At 70.8% G+C, this 14,654-nt stretch carries 12 protein-coding genes; 9 read left to right on the top strand and 3 right to left on the bottom strand.

The genetic code is table 11. From position 1 onward, the window contains the following. Positions 1–34 precede the first annotated feature (34 nt). The gene (locus AB0N16_RS36700) at positions 35–1,240 is read right to left on the bottom strand and encodes an acetyl-CoA C-acetyltransferase (RefSeq protein WP_365804506.1); all 1,206 of its coding nucleotides are present in this window, start codon (positions 1,238–1,240) and stop codon (positions 35–37) included. 178 nt (positions 1,241–1,418) lie between these two features. On the opposite strand from AB0N16_RS36700, the gene mce reads away from it, so the two are divergent. From mce to AB0N16_RS36735, 7 genes are all read left to right on the top strand, one after another. Further along, positions 1,419–1,859 (top strand): methylmalonyl-CoA epimerase, encoded by a 441-nt coding sequence (gene mce, locus AB0N16_RS36705; RefSeq protein ID WP_093499037.1) that lies wholly within the window; start codon positions 1,419–1,421, stop codon positions 1,857–1,859. A gap of 222 nt (positions 1,860–2,081) precedes the next feature. Further along, on the top strand, positions 2,082–5,930 hold the full coding sequence (gene scy / locus AB0N16_RS36710) for a polarized growth protein Scy (protein WP_365804508.1): 3,849 nt from the start codon (positions 2,082–2,084) through the stop codon (positions 5,928–5,930). Positions 5,931–6,125: 195 nt separating this feature from the next. Then, positions 6,126–7,061, top strand: a complete 936-nt coding sequence (locus tag AB0N16_RS36715) for a cellulose-binding protein (RefSeq protein WP_360477452.1) — start codon at positions 6,126–6,128, stop codon at positions 7,059–7,061. Between the two features lie 242 nt (positions 7,062–7,303). After that, positions 7,304–8,260, top strand: coding sequence for an ATP-binding cassette domain-containing protein (locus AB0N16_RS36720; protein ID WP_365804510.1), 957 nt, complete (start codon positions 7,304–7,306; stop codon positions 8,258–8,260). Then, the gene (locus tag AB0N16_RS36725; RefSeq protein WP_365804512.1) at positions 8,260–9,036 is read left to right on the top strand and encodes an ABC transporter permease; all 777 of its coding nucleotides are present in this window, start codon (positions 8,260–8,262) and stop codon (positions 9,034–9,036) included. The genes AB0N16_RS36720 and AB0N16_RS36725 overlap by 1 nt, the downstream gene beginning before the upstream one ends. Positions 9,037–9,156: 120 nt before the next feature. Further along, positions 9,157–10,404: an ABC transporter ATP-binding protein gene (locus AB0N16_RS36730; protein ID WP_365804514.1), complete on the top strand. Its 1,248-nt coding sequence runs from the start codon at positions 9,157–9,159 to the stop codon at positions 10,402–10,404. Beyond that, entirely contained in the window at positions 10,401–11,285 is an 885-nt protein-coding gene (locus AB0N16_RS36735) for an ABC transporter permease subunit (protein WP_365804516.1), read from the top strand. The genes AB0N16_RS36730 and AB0N16_RS36735 overlap by 4 nt, the downstream gene beginning before the upstream one ends. A gap of 7 nt (positions 11,286–11,292) precedes the next feature. Here the strand turns inward: AB0N16_RS36735 and AB0N16_RS36740 are convergent, their stop codons facing one another. After that, a complete protein-coding gene (locus tag AB0N16_RS36740; protein WP_365804518.1) occupies positions 11,293–11,646 on the bottom strand; it encodes an ATP/GTP-binding protein in 354 nt (117 codons plus the stop codon). Positions 11,647–11,869: 223 nt separating this feature from the next. Here AB0N16_RS36740 and AB0N16_RS36745 point away from each other — a divergent pair, with 223 nt between their 5' ends. After that, the gene (locus AB0N16_RS36745) at positions 11,870–12,898 is read left to right on the top strand and encodes an LLM class flavin-dependent oxidoreductase (RefSeq protein WP_365804520.1); all 1,029 of its coding nucleotides are present in this window, start codon (positions 11,870–11,872) and stop codon (positions 12,896–12,898) included. A 106-nt stretch (positions 12,899–13,004) separates the two neighbouring features. Here AB0N16_RS36745 and AB0N16_RS36750 read toward each other — a convergent pair whose 3' ends face one another. After that, positions 13,005–13,397, bottom strand: a complete 393-nt coding sequence (locus AB0N16_RS36750) for an SCO5389 family protein (protein WP_365804522.1) — start codon at positions 13,395–13,397, stop codon at positions 13,005–13,007. Between the two features lie 518 nt (positions 13,398–13,915). Between AB0N16_RS36750 and nucS the strand changes: the two genes are divergently transcribed. Then, entirely contained in the window at positions 13,916–14,587 is a 672-nt protein-coding gene (gene nucS / locus AB0N16_RS36755; RefSeq protein ID WP_365804524.1) for an endonuclease NucS, read from the top strand. Positions 14,588–14,654: the final 67 nt, after the last annotated feature.

Consider the following 14,654-nt stretch of genomic DNA (forward strand, 5'->3'; position numbering starts at 1 on the left):
ACTTCCGTTCGCTCAGAGAAACAGAGAAACGCACTCAGGCCTTCGGCACCCGCACGATCAGCGCGTCACCCTGGCCACCGCCACCGCACAGCGCCGCCGCCCCGACCCCGCCACCGCGCCGCTTGAGCTCCAGGGCGAGATGCAGGACGAGGCGGGCTCCGGACATGCCGATGGGGTGGCCCAGGGCGATGGCACCGCCGTTGACGTTCACCGTTTCGGTGGACACGCCGAGGTCCTTCATTGACTGCACGGCGACCGCGGCGAAGGCCTCGTTGATCTCGATGAGGTCCAGGTCGCCGACCTCCAGGCCCTCCTTCTTCAGGGCGTGGTTGATGGCGTTGGACGGCTGGGACTGGAGCGAGTTGTCCGGTCCGGCCACGTTGCCGTGCGCGCCGATCTCGGCGAGCCACTCCAGGCCCAGTTCCTCGGCCTTGGCCCTGCTCATCACGACCACGGCCGCCGCGCCGTCCGAGATCTGCGAGGAGGAGCCGGCCGTGATCGTGCCGTCCCGGGTGAACGCGGGCCGCAGCCTGCCCAGCGACTCGGCCGTGGTGTCGCCGCGGATACCCTCGTCCTTGCTGAAGACGACCGGCTCGCCCTTGCGCTGCGGGATCTCGACCGGGGTGATCTCGGCCTCGAAGACGCCGTTCTTCTGCGCGGCGGCGGCCCGCTGGTGGGACAGCGCGGCCACCGCGTCCTGCTCCTCGCGCCCGAGGCCGAGGCGGGTGTTGTGCTTCTCGGTCGACTCGCCCATGGGGATGTTCTCCCAGGCGTCGGTCAGACCGTCGTACGCCATCGCGTCGAGCATCTCGATCGCACCGTACTTGAAGCCCTCGCGGGACTTCGGGAGCAGGTGCGGGGCGTTGGTCATGGACTCCTGGCCGCCCGCGACCACGATGTCGAACTCGCCGGCCCGGATCAGCTGGTCGGCCAGGGCGATGGCGTCGAGGCCGGAGAGGCAGACCTTGTTGATGGTGAGCGCCGGGACGCTCATCGGGATGCCGGCCTTCACGGCGGCCTGGCGGGCCGGGATCTGCCCGGCGCCGGCCTGGAGCACCTGGCCCATGATCACGTACTGCACCTGGTCGCCGCCGATCCCCGCACGGTCGAGGGCGGCCTTGATCGCGAAGCCGCCGAGGTCGGCTCCGGAGAAGGACTTCAGCGAGCCCAGCAGTCGTCCCATGGGCGTCCGAGCGCCCGCGACGATCACTGAGGTGGTTCCAGCGGTTCCAGAAGTCATGAGCTGCGATCCCCTTACCGGCTGCACTGCCGAGGAGTGAACGAGTGGGGGGTCTGGGGGATCCCCCCAGTTGAGGGTGTACTTCGAATGTATTGCGTGGCACTCCGTGCCGTCATCGGGCCGTCAGTGTGATCGCTGGCACGTTGCGTAACCATCTCCGTGGCGCTGCACTGAATCCATGCTGACGCGAATCGACCACATCGGGATCGCCTGCCACGACCTCGACGCGACCGTCGAGTTCTACCGGGCGACATACGGCTTCGAGGTGTTCCACACGGAGGTCAACGAGGAGCAGGGCGTGCGGGAGGCCATGCTCAAGATCAACGAGACGTCCGACGGAGGCGCCTCCTACCTGCAGCTTCTGGAGCCGACCCGGGAGGACTCGGCGGTCGGCAAGTGGCTCGCGAAGAACGGCGAGGGGGTGCACCACATCGCCTTCGGTACGGCGGACGTGGACGGTGACGCCGCGGACATCCGTTCCAAGGGCGTACGCGTTCTGTACGAGGAGCCACGGATCGGCTCCATGGGGTCGCGGATTACCTTCCTGCACCCGAAGGATTGCCACGGTGTACTGACAGAACTGGTCACTTCGGCGGCTGTTGAGTCACCTGAGCACTGACCCTCGTACATATGGGCCGGTAGGGTTGGGGACGGTCGTCCCTTCGCATGTTCGCAGGGCCGGGGCGGCCGCATGCCGGGGTCCGGGTTTCGGGGGACGAGCGTCGGGGCAGCAGCCCGTGCTCCGCCGTTGATCTGACACCATTCCCCGGGGGCCCCGTTCGGCGGATGGACGGAGCTCGTTCGGAGAAGGTTGCGACCAGGGGACGGATGGGACCGCGCAGTGCGGGGCTACGAGAGCCAGGAGCGAGAGCCGGCGGCTGACGTCGACCACCTCTCTCGGTTCGAGGCCGAGATGAAGCGGCTGAAGACCGAGCGGGAAAAGGCGATCCAGCATGCCGAGGACCTCGGCTACCAGGTCGAGGTGCTGCGCGCCAAGTTGCACGAGGCGCGCCGCACCATCATGTCCCGGCCCGCGTTCGACGGCGGTGACATCGGCTACCACGCCGAGCAGCTGCTCCGTAACGCCCAGGTGCAGGCCGACCAGATCCGCCAGGAGGCGGAGCGGGTGGCCGCGGAGGCCCGGGCGCAGACCCAGCGGATCCTCCAGGAGCACGCCGAGCAGGCCGCGCGGCTCCAGGCCGAGCTGCACCAGGAGGCGGTGACCCGCCGCCAGCAGCTGGACCAGGAGCTGGCCGAGCGTCGGCAGACCGTCGAGTCGCACGTCAACGAGAACGTGGCGTGGGCCGAGCAGCTGCGGGCCCGGACCGAGTCCCAGGCGCGGCGGCTGCTCGACGAGTCGCGGGCCGAGGCCGAGCAGGCCATGGCCGCTGCCCGTGCCGAGGCCGAGCGGCTGGCCACCGAGGCCCGGCAGCGGGTCACCAGCGACGCCGAGGCGGCCCGCGCGGAGGCCGAGCAGCTACTGCTGCGCGCCCGCCGGGACGCCGAACGGCTGCTGAACGCCGCGTCCACGCAGGCCCAGGAGGCCACCGACCACGCGGAGCAGCTGCGCAACTCCACCGCGACGGAGGCGGACACGGCTCGCCGGCAGGCCGGTGAGCTGAGCCGGGCCGCCGAGCAGCGCATCGCGGAGGCCGACGAGGCGCTGCGCAAGGCGCAGTCCGAGGCCGAGAAACTGGTCACCGAGGCCGAGGCGACCGCCTCGAAGGCCCTGGCCAGCGCCGAGGCCACCAACGAGCAGCGCACCCGTACGGCGAAAGAGCAGGTCGCCCGGCTGGTCAGCGAGGCCACCAAGGACGCCGAGGCCACCAAGGCGAGCGCCGAGCAGGTGGTCGCGGACGCCAGGGCCGAGGCCGAGAAGATCATCGCGGAGGCCTCCGAGAAGGCCCGCACCCTGACCGCCGAGGAGAGCGCCTCCCAGCTGTCCAAGGCCGCCAAGACCGCCGAGGACGTCCTGAACAGGGCGGCCGAGGAGGCCAAGCGCACCACCAAGGCCGCCGCCGAGGAGGCCGAGCGGATCCGCACCGAGGCGGAGACCGAGGCGGACCGGCTGCGCGCCGAGGCACACGACATCGCCGAGCAGCTCAAGGGCACGGCGAAGGACGACACCAAGGAGTACCGCGCCAAGACGGTCGAGCTGCAGGAGGAGGCCCGCCGGCTGCGCGGCGAGGCCGAGCAGCTGCGTTCCGACGCGGTCGCCGAGGGCGAGTCGATCCGTGCCGAGGCCCGGCGCGAGGCCGTGCAGAAGATCGAGGAGGGGGCCAGGTCCGCCGAGGAGCTGCTCGCCAAGGCCAAGGCCGACGCGGACGAGCTGCGGCAGACCGCCACCGCGGACAGCGAGAAGGTCCGCACCGAGGCCATCGAGCGCGCGACGACGCTGCGCCGGCAGGCCGAGGAGACCCTGGAGCGCACCCGCCAGGAGGCCGACCGGCACCGCACCGAGGTCCTGGAGCAGACCGAGGCTCTCAAGGAGGACGCCGAGCGGGCCGCGCGCGAGCTGCGCGAGGAGACCGAGCGGGGCGTGGAGGCCCGGCGCGCGGAGGCCGCCGAGGAGCTGACCCGGCTGCACACCGAGGCCGAGGAGCGGTTCGCCAACGCCGAGCAGGCCCTCACCGAGGCCCGTGAGGAGGCCGGCCGGATCCGCCGGGAGGCCGGCGAGGAGACCGACCGGCTGCGCTCCGAGGCCGCCGAACGCATCCGCACGCTGCAGCAGCAGGCCGAGACCGAGGCCCAGCGGCTGCGCGACGAGGCCGCGGCCGACGCGTCCGCGTCCCGCGCGGAGGGCGAGTCCATCGCCGTACGGCTGCGCTCCGAGGCGGCGGCCGAGGCGGAGCGGCTCAAGCAGGAGGCCCAGGACACCGCCGACCGGGTCCGCGCCGAGGCGCAGGCGGCGGCCGAGCGGCTGTCCACCGAGGCGTCCGAGACGCTGGCCGCCGCGCAGGAGGAGGCCACCCGGCGGCGCCGGGAGGCCGAGGACCTGCTCGGCTCCGCCCGTCAGGAGGCCGACCAGGAGCGCGAGCGGGCCCGCGAGCAGAGCGAGGAACTGCTCGCCTCCGCGCGCAACCGCGTCGAGGAGGCGCAGGCCGAGGCGGTACGGCTGGTCGAGGAGGCCGACCGGCGGGCCACCGAGATGGTGTCCGCCGCCGAGCAGCACGCCCAGCAGGTGCGTGACTCGGTCTCGGGGCTGCACGAGCAGGCGCAGGAGGAGATCGCCGGGCTGCGTTCGGCCGCCGAGCATGTGGCGGACCGGACCCGCCGGGAGGCCGAGGAGGAGTCGGACCGGGTCCGCGCGGACGCCTATGCCGAGCGGGAGCGGGCCAGCGAGGACGCCGCCCGGATCCGCCGCGAGGCCGCGGAGGCGTCCGAGGCGGCGAAGGCGCTGGCCGAGCGGACCGTGGCCGACGCCATGACGGAGTCGGAGCGGCTGCGTTCGGAGGCGTCCGCGCACGCCCAGCGGGTGCGCACCGAGGCCTCGGACAGCATCGCGCAGGCCGAGCAGGACGCCGCGCGTGCGCGTGCCGAGGCCCGGGAGGACGCCAACCGCATCCGTTCGGACGCGGCGACCCAGGCGGACACCCTCATCACCGAGGCCCGCAACGAGGCCGAGCTGCTGCAGAACGAGACCATCGCCGAGGCCGACCGCGTCCGCGCGGACGCCATCGCCAAGGCGGAGAAGCTGATCGCGGACGCCTCCGGGGACGCGGAGCGGCTGCGGGCCGAGGCCGCCGAGACGGTCGGCTCCGCCCAGCTGCACGCCGAGCGGACCCGCAGCGACGCCGAGCGCCTCAAGGCGGACGCGGAGGCGGAGGCCGAGCGCATGGTCAACGCCGCCCGCGAGGAGGCCGACCGCACCCTCGACGACGCCCGCCGGGACGCCAACAAACGGCGTCAGGACGTGGCCGAGCAGGTCGACACGCTCATCAACGAGACGACCGCCGAGGCCGACAAGCTGCTCACCGAGGCCCAGCAGCAGGCCCACAAGACCACCGCGGACGCCGAGGCGCAGGCCGACAGCATGGTCGGCGCGGCCCGCAAGGAGGCCGACCGGCTGGTGTCCGAGGCCACGGTCGAGGGCAACTCGCTGGTGGAGAAGGCCCGTACGGACGCGGACGAGCTGCTCGTCGGCGCCCGCCGGGACGCCACCGCCATAAGGGAGCGGGCGGAGGAGCTGCGCGACCGCATCACCAACGAGATCGAGGAGCTGCACGAGCGGGCTCGCCGCGAGGCAGCCGAGACCATGAAGTCCACCGGCGACCGCTGCGACGCGCTCATCAAGGCCGCCGAGGAACAGCTCGCCAAGGCCCAGGCCAAGGCGAAGGACCTGGTCTCGGAGGCCAGTTCCGAGGCGGGCAAGGTCCGTATCGCCGCCGTCAAGAAGGCGGAGGGGCTGCTCAAGGAGGCCGAGCAGAAGAAGGCCACGCTCGTCCGGGAGGCCGAGGAACTCAAGGCCGAGGCGATCCGCGAGGCCCGGGCCACGGTCGACGCCGGCAAGCGCGAACTGGAGATCCTGGAGCGCCGCCGCGAGAACATCAACGGCGAGATCTCCCGTGTCCAGGACGTCCTGGAGGCGTTGGAATCCTTCGAGACCCCGGCGTCCAACAAGGACGGCGGAGTCAAGGCGGGCAGCACGGTGGGCGCCCCTCGATCGGGTGGCAAGTCGTCAGAAGGTTAAGGAACAGTGCCGGTTCTGTAGTCTTCTGGGGTATTTGACCGAACCTTTGACAGAGTCTCTGGCAAGCGATCTCACAGCTAGCCACCCAAAAGGGGTGTCATTCTCCAGATCAAACACGTATCCGCTCGATGACACACCGCTTCGGCCCCTAGGATTCCACCTATCACCTCACCGGTCTCACTCGACAGGAACCCCATGAGCGACACTTCCCCCTACGGCTTCGAGCTTGTGCGGCGTGGGTACGACCGCGCTCAGGTGGACGAACGCATCTCCAAGCTCGTCTCCGACCGTGACAGCGCTCTCGCCCGCATCACCGCTCTGGAAAAGCGCATCGAGGAGCTCCACCTCGAGACGCAGAACGCCCAGGCTCAGGTAAGCGACGCGGAGCCGTCGTACGCCGGCCTCGGCGCGCGTGTCGAGAAGATCCTTCGCCTCGCCGAGGAGGAGGCGAAGGACCTGCGCGAGGAGGCCCGCCGGGCGGCCGAGCAGCACCGTGAGCTCGCCGAGTCGGCGGCCCAGCAGGTGCGCAACGACGCAGAATCGTTCGCTGCGGAGCGCAAGGCGAAGGCCGAGGACGAGGGCGTCCGGATCGTCGAGAAGGCCAAGAGCGACGCGTCGCAGCTGCGTTCCGAGGCCCAGAAGGACGCGCAGTCCAAGCGTGAGGAAGCGGACGCGCTCTTCGAGGAGACCCGCGCGAAGGCCGCGCAGGCCGCCGCCGACTTCGAGACGAACCTCGCCAAGCGGCGTGAGCAGTCCGAGCGTGACCTGGCCTCGCGTCAGCAGAAGGCCGAGAAGCGGCTCGCCGAGATCGAGCACCGCGCGGAGCAGCTGCGTCTCGAGGCGGAGAAGCTGCGCACCGACGCGGAGCGCCGGGCGCGTCAGACCGTCGAGACGGCTCAGCGTCAGGCCGAGGACATCGTCGCGGACGCGAACGCCAAGGCCGACCGGATCCGCTCGGAATCCGAGCGCGAGCTGGCCGCGCTGACCAACCGCCGCGACAGCATCAACGCTCAGCTGACCAACGTCCGCGAGATGCTGGCCACGCTGACCGGTGCGGCGGTCGCCGCCGCGAGCTCTCCGGCGGAGGACGAGCCGATCTCCCGTGGGGTTCCGGCTCAGCAGTCCCGGTAAGCGCTGACTGGTAACGACCGACATTCAAAGACCCGCATGCCCTTCGGGGGGTGCGGGCCTTTGTCGTGCGGGTGCGGGTGGGATGTGGTCGCTCGCGCGGTTCCCGCGCCCCTGAAGGGGCGCCAGGTGCACGCCCCTGAAAGGGGCGCGGGGAACTGCGCGACCAGCCCCCACGGCGCCGCACCCATCAACCGAGGCCCGCTCAGGTGGCAGCCCCCGTAAGCCGGTCTTAGCGTGGCCGCATGATCGAGCTGGAGGGCCTGACCAAGCGCTACGGCGACACGACCGCGGTCGACGACCTCACCTTCGCCGTGCGGCCCGGCATCGTGACCGGGTTCCTCGGACCCAACGGCGCCGGGAAGTCCACCACGATGCGGATGATCCTCGGGCTCGACCACCCCACGGCCGGTCACGTGCGGATCGACGGCAAGCGGTACGCGCAGCTCAAGGACCCACTGACGTACATGGGGGCGCTGCTCGACGCCAAGGCCGTGCACGGTGGGCGCAGTGCCTTCAACCATCTGCTGTGCCTGGCGCAGAGCAACGGGATCCCGAAGGCCAAAGTGGCCGAGGTCCTTGACACCGTCGGACTCACGGCGGTGGCGCGGAAGAAGGCCAAGGGGTTCTCGCTGGGCATGGGACAGCGGCTCGGGATCGCCGGGGCCCTGCTGGGGGATCCGCGGATCCTGATGTTCGACGAGCCGGTGAACGGGCTCGACCCGGAAGGGATCCACTGGATCCGGAATCTGATGAAGTCGCTGGCCGCCCAGGGCCGGACCGTGTTCGTCTCCTCCCACCTGATGAGCGAGATGGCACTGACCGCCGATCACCTCGTCGTCATCGGGCAGGGACGGCTGCTCGCCGACACCTCCATGGCGGACTTCATCCGGACGAACTCGCGGTCGTACGTCCGGATCTGCTCCCCCCAGCGCGAGCGGCTGCTCGATGTGCTGCACGGGGCCGGGATCACCGTCGTCGAGACGGGGGCCGGGGCGCTGGAGGTGGAGGGCGCGAAGGCCGAGCCGATCGGGGAGCTGGCCGCGCAGCACGGGATCGTGCTGCACGAGCTGAGCATCCAGCAGGCCTCGCTGGAGGAGGCTTTCATGCAGTTGACGGCGGAGTCCGTGGAGTACCACGCGCACGCCGACTCGGCCCCGGTGCCGCAGGCCTGGGGTTCCGGCTGGGACAAGGGGGCGTGATGGCGGTCGTCGCTCAGGTCGTACGGTCCGAGTGGACCAAGATCCGGTCGGTCTCCTCGACGGTGTGGACGCTGTCCCTCGCCGTGGTCGTCAGCGTGGCGCTCGGGATGCTGCTCTCCGCATTGGCGAACAGTCAGTTCGGCAACATGCCCGCGCGGGAACGGCTCTCCTTCGACCCGACGAACATCAGTTTCGCCGGGCTGACCCTCGGACAGCTCGCGATGATCGTGTTCGGGGTGCTGGTGGTGTCGAACGAGTACAGCACCGGCATGATCCGCACCTCGCTGGCCGCCGTACCGCAGCGCGCCACCTTCCTCTTCAGCAAGATCGCGGTGGCGACCGGCCTGGCGCTGGTCGTCGGCATGGTGACCGGCTTCGCCGCGTTCTTCCTCGGGCAGGCCATGCTCGGCTCCCACCGGGCCCACCTCGGCGATACCGGGGTGCTGCGCGCGGTCATCGGCGGCGGCCTCTACATGACGCTCATCGCGACGTTCTCCATGGGCGTGGCCGCGATGCTGCGCTCGCCGATGCTGTCGCTAGGCATCCTGATGCCGTTCTTCTTCCTGATCTCCAACATCCTCGGCAACGTCGACGCGACCAAGAAGATCGGCCGGTTCCTGCCGGACCAGGCGGGCGGCCACATCATGCAGGTGGTGCCGAGAGTGGGCGACGACGTCCCGTACGGGCCCTGGGGCGGGCTCGGGATCATGGGGCTGTGGGTGGTCGCCGCGCTCGCCGGCGGGTATGTCCTGCTGAGGAAACGGGATGCCCAGTGACCGGACCGATACGGACCGGCTTTGCCAGCTCTTGATGGGAACCGTCAGCGCCCGGATATCCTCCTAACCCTTACGGGGGCGTCTGCCCTGCTGTCCTGATCCTTTCGATGGGTGCGGAGCATGATCGAGGCTGTCGGCCTGACCAAGCGCTACGGCGACAAGACCGCCGTGTACAACCTTTCCTTCCAGGTGCGGCCCGGCGCCGTCACCGGCTTCCTCGGACCCAACGGCTCGGGCAAGTCGACGACCATGCGGATGATCCTGGGTCTGGACAACCCGACCGCCGGCCAGGTGACGATCGGCGGCTACCCCTACCGCAGGCTGCCCAACGCCGCCCGCAAGGTCGGCGCGCTGCTCGACGCCAAGGCGGTGCACGGCGGCCGGTCCGCCCGCAACCACCTGCTCTCCCTGGCCCAGCTCTCCGCCATCCCGGCCCGCCGGGTCGACGAGGTGCTCGGTGTGGTCGGCCTCCAGGACGTGGCCGGAAAGCGCTCCAAGGGCTTCTCGCTCGGTATGGGCCAGCGCCTCGGCATCGCCGCCGCCCTGCTCGGCGACCCCCAGGTGCTGCTCTTCGACGAGCCGGTCAACGGCCTAGACCCCGAAGGCATCCTCTGGGTGCGCAACCTGATGAAGTCCCTCGCCGCCGAGGGCCGTACGGTCTTCGTCTCCTCCCATCTGATGAGTGAGATGGCGCTCACCGCCGACCACCTCATCGTCATCGGGCGCGGCCAGCTGCTCGCCGACATGAGCGTGACGGACTTCATCTCGGCCAACTCCGCCGACTTCGCGCGGGTGCGCACCCCGGACACCGAGCCGCAGGTGCGCGAGAAGCTCAGCTCGGCGCTGACCGAGGCCGGCGGCCATGTCCTGCCCGAGCAGGACGGGGCGCTCCGGGTGACCGGCCTGCCGCTGCCGCGGATCAGCGACCTCGCGCACGAGGCGGACGTACGGCTGTGGGAGCTCTCGCCGCACCAGGCCTCGCTCGAAGAGGCGTACATGCGGATGACGCAGGGCGCCGTGGACTACCGCTCCACCGTCGACCAGAAGGCCGGCTTCCAGCAGCCGCTGCCGCCCGGCGCGCAGCCGCCCATGCCGGTGCCCGGGCAGGGCCAGCCGGGCTGGTACGCCCCGCCGCCGCCCCAGCGGGGCGGCCAGCCGTTCGCGGGACCGTACGGCGCGCAGGGGGCACCCGCAGGCGCGTACGGCGCCCCGCAGGCCCCCTACGGGGCGCCCCAGGCCGCTCCCAACCCCTACGCCGCGCCGGCCCCGGCACCCGCTCCGGCGCCCGCTGAATCGTCACAGCCGGCTCCCGCGCCCGCTCCCGCCTCCGCCCCCGCCGACCTGACCAAGCCCGAGGACGCCCGATGAGCACCCACCAGCCCCCGATGCCGCAGGCAGCCCCGGCCGCGCCCGAGTGGCAGGCGGCGCCCGGCGGCCCGTACGCCGGTTACACCTCGCCGATCCCGGTGGTGCGCACCCACCTCGGGCACGCCATCGCCTCGGAGTGGACGAAGATCCGCTCGGTGCGCTCGACGATCTGGACGCTCGGCGTCTTCGTTCTCCTCGTCGTCGGCATCGGCCTGCTGGCCGGCGCGGTGGTCAGCAACTCCTCCTCCTCGTCGGACGACCTGTCCCGCGAGAACGCGCTGTCGCTCGGCTTCTTCGGGCTGCTGCTCGGCAGCATGTGCATCATCACGCTGGGCGTGCTGACCACTGCCTCCGAGTACGGCACCGGAATGATCCGTACGACGATGGTGGCCTGCCCCTCCCGCGCTCGGGTGCTCGCGGCGAAGGCGATCGTCTTCTTCGCCCTCGCGTTCGTGATCACCCTCGCGGCCAGCGCGTTCGTGGCCATGACACAGGTGTCGATGCTGAACGACGTGGCCCGGACGCCGACCGGCGGGGAATGGCTGAAGGGCACCGTCGGCGTCAGCCTCTACATCGCGCTGCTCGGGCTGCTCTCGCTGATCATCGGCTCGATCATCCGGCACTCGGCGGGCGCCATCACCATCATGATCGGCGCGGTGCTCGCCCCGCTGGTGATCGCGCTGTTCATGTTCTCGCAGTCGTTGGAGAAGGTGCGCAACGCCCTGTTCGAGTACTCGATCCCGAACCAGCTGAGCGTCTTCTACTCCAACTCCCTCAGCGACAACGGCCCTTCGGGCTGGGACCCGCTGTGGATCATCCTGGGCGTGACGGCCGTCGCGTTCGCCGGCGCCTACGCGCTGCTGGAGAAGCGGGACGTGTGAGTCCTCGCTAGAACCTCGGGGCGTTACGGGACCGCTGCACCCGCGTGGTGCGGCGGTCCTTCGCGTTCCAGCAGGCCTTGTGCCAGTGCCGGCGCTCGTCGACGCCCGAGTGCTCCGGCCAGGCCACGACGTGCGGGAGACCGGAGGGAATCACCTGGTCGCACCCCGGGCAGCGGTACGTCTTGCCGACCGCGCTGGCGCCCGCGACATGACGCACGCTCCACTCCTCGCCCTGCCAGCTCTCGCTGGACTGCCAGCCGCCGTACCGGTCCGCGCGGTCGTCCTCGGCGCTCCGGCCGGAGCTCTGTCCGGAGGGGGAGGCTCCATTCGGGCCCTGGGGTCGGTTGCGACGCGGGGACACGGGACACCTCTCGGGGCTATACAGGAAGCAAGGGCTGTGTCCAGCCTACGACGCGCGCGCGGGGGTACGCGTAGGGCACCAACCCGCACAAGTCCCCCTGCAGGACGACCCATTCTCCAGACAATCCGCAAATCTCTTCGCCAGGCCGTGTCCTCGGCACGTGTCAGACGGTTATGCCCGGTGGGGGAGCTCCGGGTCGGAGCCAGGAAAGCAGGAAGAAACGATGCGCGTAGGTAGTTTTGTGCTGGCCGCCCAGTTCCCGGGCCAGGGCCAGGGGGAGGCCCTGCACCGGGCGGTGCGCACGGCGGAGGTGGCCGAGGAGGCCGGTCTGGACGCGGTCTGGCTGGCCGAGCACCACTTCGTGCCGTACGGCACGTGCCCGTCCGCGGTCACGCTGGCGGCCCTGCTGCTGGGCCGCACCAGGCGTCTCAGGGTCGGCACGGCGGTGAGTGTACTGCCCACGGTCCACCCGGTGGCGCTCGGCGAGCAGGCCGCGCTGCTGCACGTGACGAGCGGCGGCCGTTTCACGCTCGGCGTGGGCCGGGGCGGGCCCTGGGTGGATCTGGAGGTGTTCGGGAGCGGCCTCGAGGCGTACGAACACGGCTTCCCGGAATCACTCGAACTGCTGATGCGCTGGCTGCGCGAACCGGCCGTGTCGGCCTCCGGCCCACGCTTCTCGTTCCGTGAAGTCCCGGTCGTACCGCGCCCGTCGGAGGCGCTGACGGAGGCGCCGGGACCGGAGGTGGTGGTCGCGTGCACCTCTCCGGCGAGCGTCCGGCTGGCCGCCGAGCGGGGGCTGGCGATGCTGCTCGGGATGCACGTCGGGGACGAGGAGAAGGCCGAGATGGTCGCGCTGTGGCGACAGCACGCGCGGGCGGCCGGAAGGCCCGCCGAGGAGATCCTCGGCGCGGCCCATGTCTCCGCCGGCGTCTGCCAGATCGCCGACCGGCGCACCGACGCCGTGGAGACGCTGACGAAGGCGATGCCGGGGTGGCTGAAGCAGGGCCTGGAGGCCCATACGACGGTGGACGGCCGGTCCCGCTCGATGCGCGACCCGCTCGCCTACACCGAACTGCTCTGCGGACTGCATCCGGTGGGGACCCCGCGGCTGTGTGCCGACCGGCTCGCGGCGACCTCCGAGCGGACCGGCATCTCCCGATTCGCCCTGCTGACCGAGGGCTCGGGGGACCTTGCGGCCACGGAGGAGAACGTACGACGGCTGGGTGCCGAGGTACTGCCGCACCTCCGGTGACCTCACACCTCCGCGGGGAGCTTGCCGCCCCAGTGACTGATTGCACCTCCCGCGTGTGGAGCGGCAAGCAAGCGGCTCACTGCGTCAGCAGTACCGGAACACGGCGTCAGCAGTCCCGCAGTTCCGGGGACTGGTTCAGCAGTTGGTTGCGCACCGAGGTGAAGCGGGCCAGCGTCTCGTCGACCGAGGCGTCCAGTGGGAACACCGCCACACGGTGGCAGTTCTGGAAGGCCAGCCGCACACCGAAGTGCCGCTGCAGGGCGCCGCGTATGGCGTCACTCGCGAGCGCACGCAGCAGCTGACCGCGTGCCTGCTCGTCCGGCGGGGGCGTCTGGTTGTCGGCGAACTCTCCGCCGTCCACCTTCAGCTGGGCCACCAGGGAGCTGATCATCTCCCATGCATAGGGCAGGGAGGTCCGGACGCAGTCGACGAAATCTACTTCGTCGACCTCGCCTCGCTCGGCCTGTTCGAGTAGGGCCGGTGAGACGTCGAGCGACATGGGTACTCCTCTCGCACCCCCGTACAGCAGGGGTTGGCGGACAGGTAAGGGAGTTCGCGATACCGAACACGCTGAGTACACACTTCGCGACCTCCCGTTTACTACGGTAGGCAACGGACGGTGACCCCACCAGGAGATTGCGTATATGCGACGGTCCCTTTAGGCACACAATCGGCCAGGGTTGAACAGGGGTGTGCAGGCGACTCGTCAGGATCGGTCGCGGGGGTCTGGTCGGAGGACGGATCAATCGGGGCGGCCGGGAGGGCGTCGGTCGAACGGGGTGGCCGCTGAGGGCGGCCGGGAGGGCGTCGGTCGAACGGGGTGGCCGCTGAGGGCGGCGTGAGGGGCGTGGCCGCTGAGAGCGGGCGTGAGGGGCGTGGCCGCTGAGAGCGGGCGTGAGGGGCGTGGCGGGTGAGGGCGGGCGTGAGTGCGGCCCGTAGGGGCTCGGTTGAGGGTGGTGGTGGGAGACGGGCGGGCGAATCGCGTGGAGGGCGGGGCGTCGAGTAGCGTTGCCGACCATGCGTCTCGTCATCGCCCGGTGCTCCGTCGACTATGCCGGCCGGCTCACCGCCCACCTTCCCTCGGCCCCCCGCCTGATCCTGGTCAAGGCGGACGGCAGCGTCTCGATCCACGCGGACGACCGGGCCTACAAGCCCCTCAACTGGATGTCGCCGCCGTGCACCCTCAAGGAGGGGGCGGGCGACGAGGAAGGCGTCTGGACCGTCATCAACAAGGCGGGCGAGAAGCTCATCATCACGATGGAGGAGGTCCTGCACGACTCCTCGCACGAGTTGGGCGTGGACCCGGGCCTGATCAAGGACGGCGTGGAAGCGCACCTGCAGGAGCTGCTGGCCGACCGTATCGAGACGCTCGGCGAGGGCTACACCCTCATCCGCCGTGAGTACATGACGGCGATCGGGCCGGTGGACATCCTGTGCCGGGACGCCGAAGGCCGGACCGTTGCCGTCGAGATCAAGCGCCGGGGCGAGATCGACGGTGTGGAACAGCTCACCCGTTACCTGGAGCTGCTGAACCGCGATCCCCATCTGGCGCCCGTCCGGGGCATCTTCGCGGCCCAGGAGATCAAGCCGCAGGCCAAGGTCCTCGCCACGGACCGCGGCATCGGCTGCACGATCCTGGACTACAACGCGATGCGGGGCATCGAGGACGACAAGCTGCGTCTGTTCTGAAAGGGCGGCGGGAACGAGTCGGGCGGGGGCGCGCGGGGGGGGGGGGCCGCCCCCCGGGAGGGTGGCG

It is taken from the genome of Streptomyces sp. NPDC051105, from assembly GCF_040682795.1.
Lineage (GTDB): Bacteria > Actinomycetota > Actinomycetes > Streptomycetales > Streptomycetaceae > Streptomyces.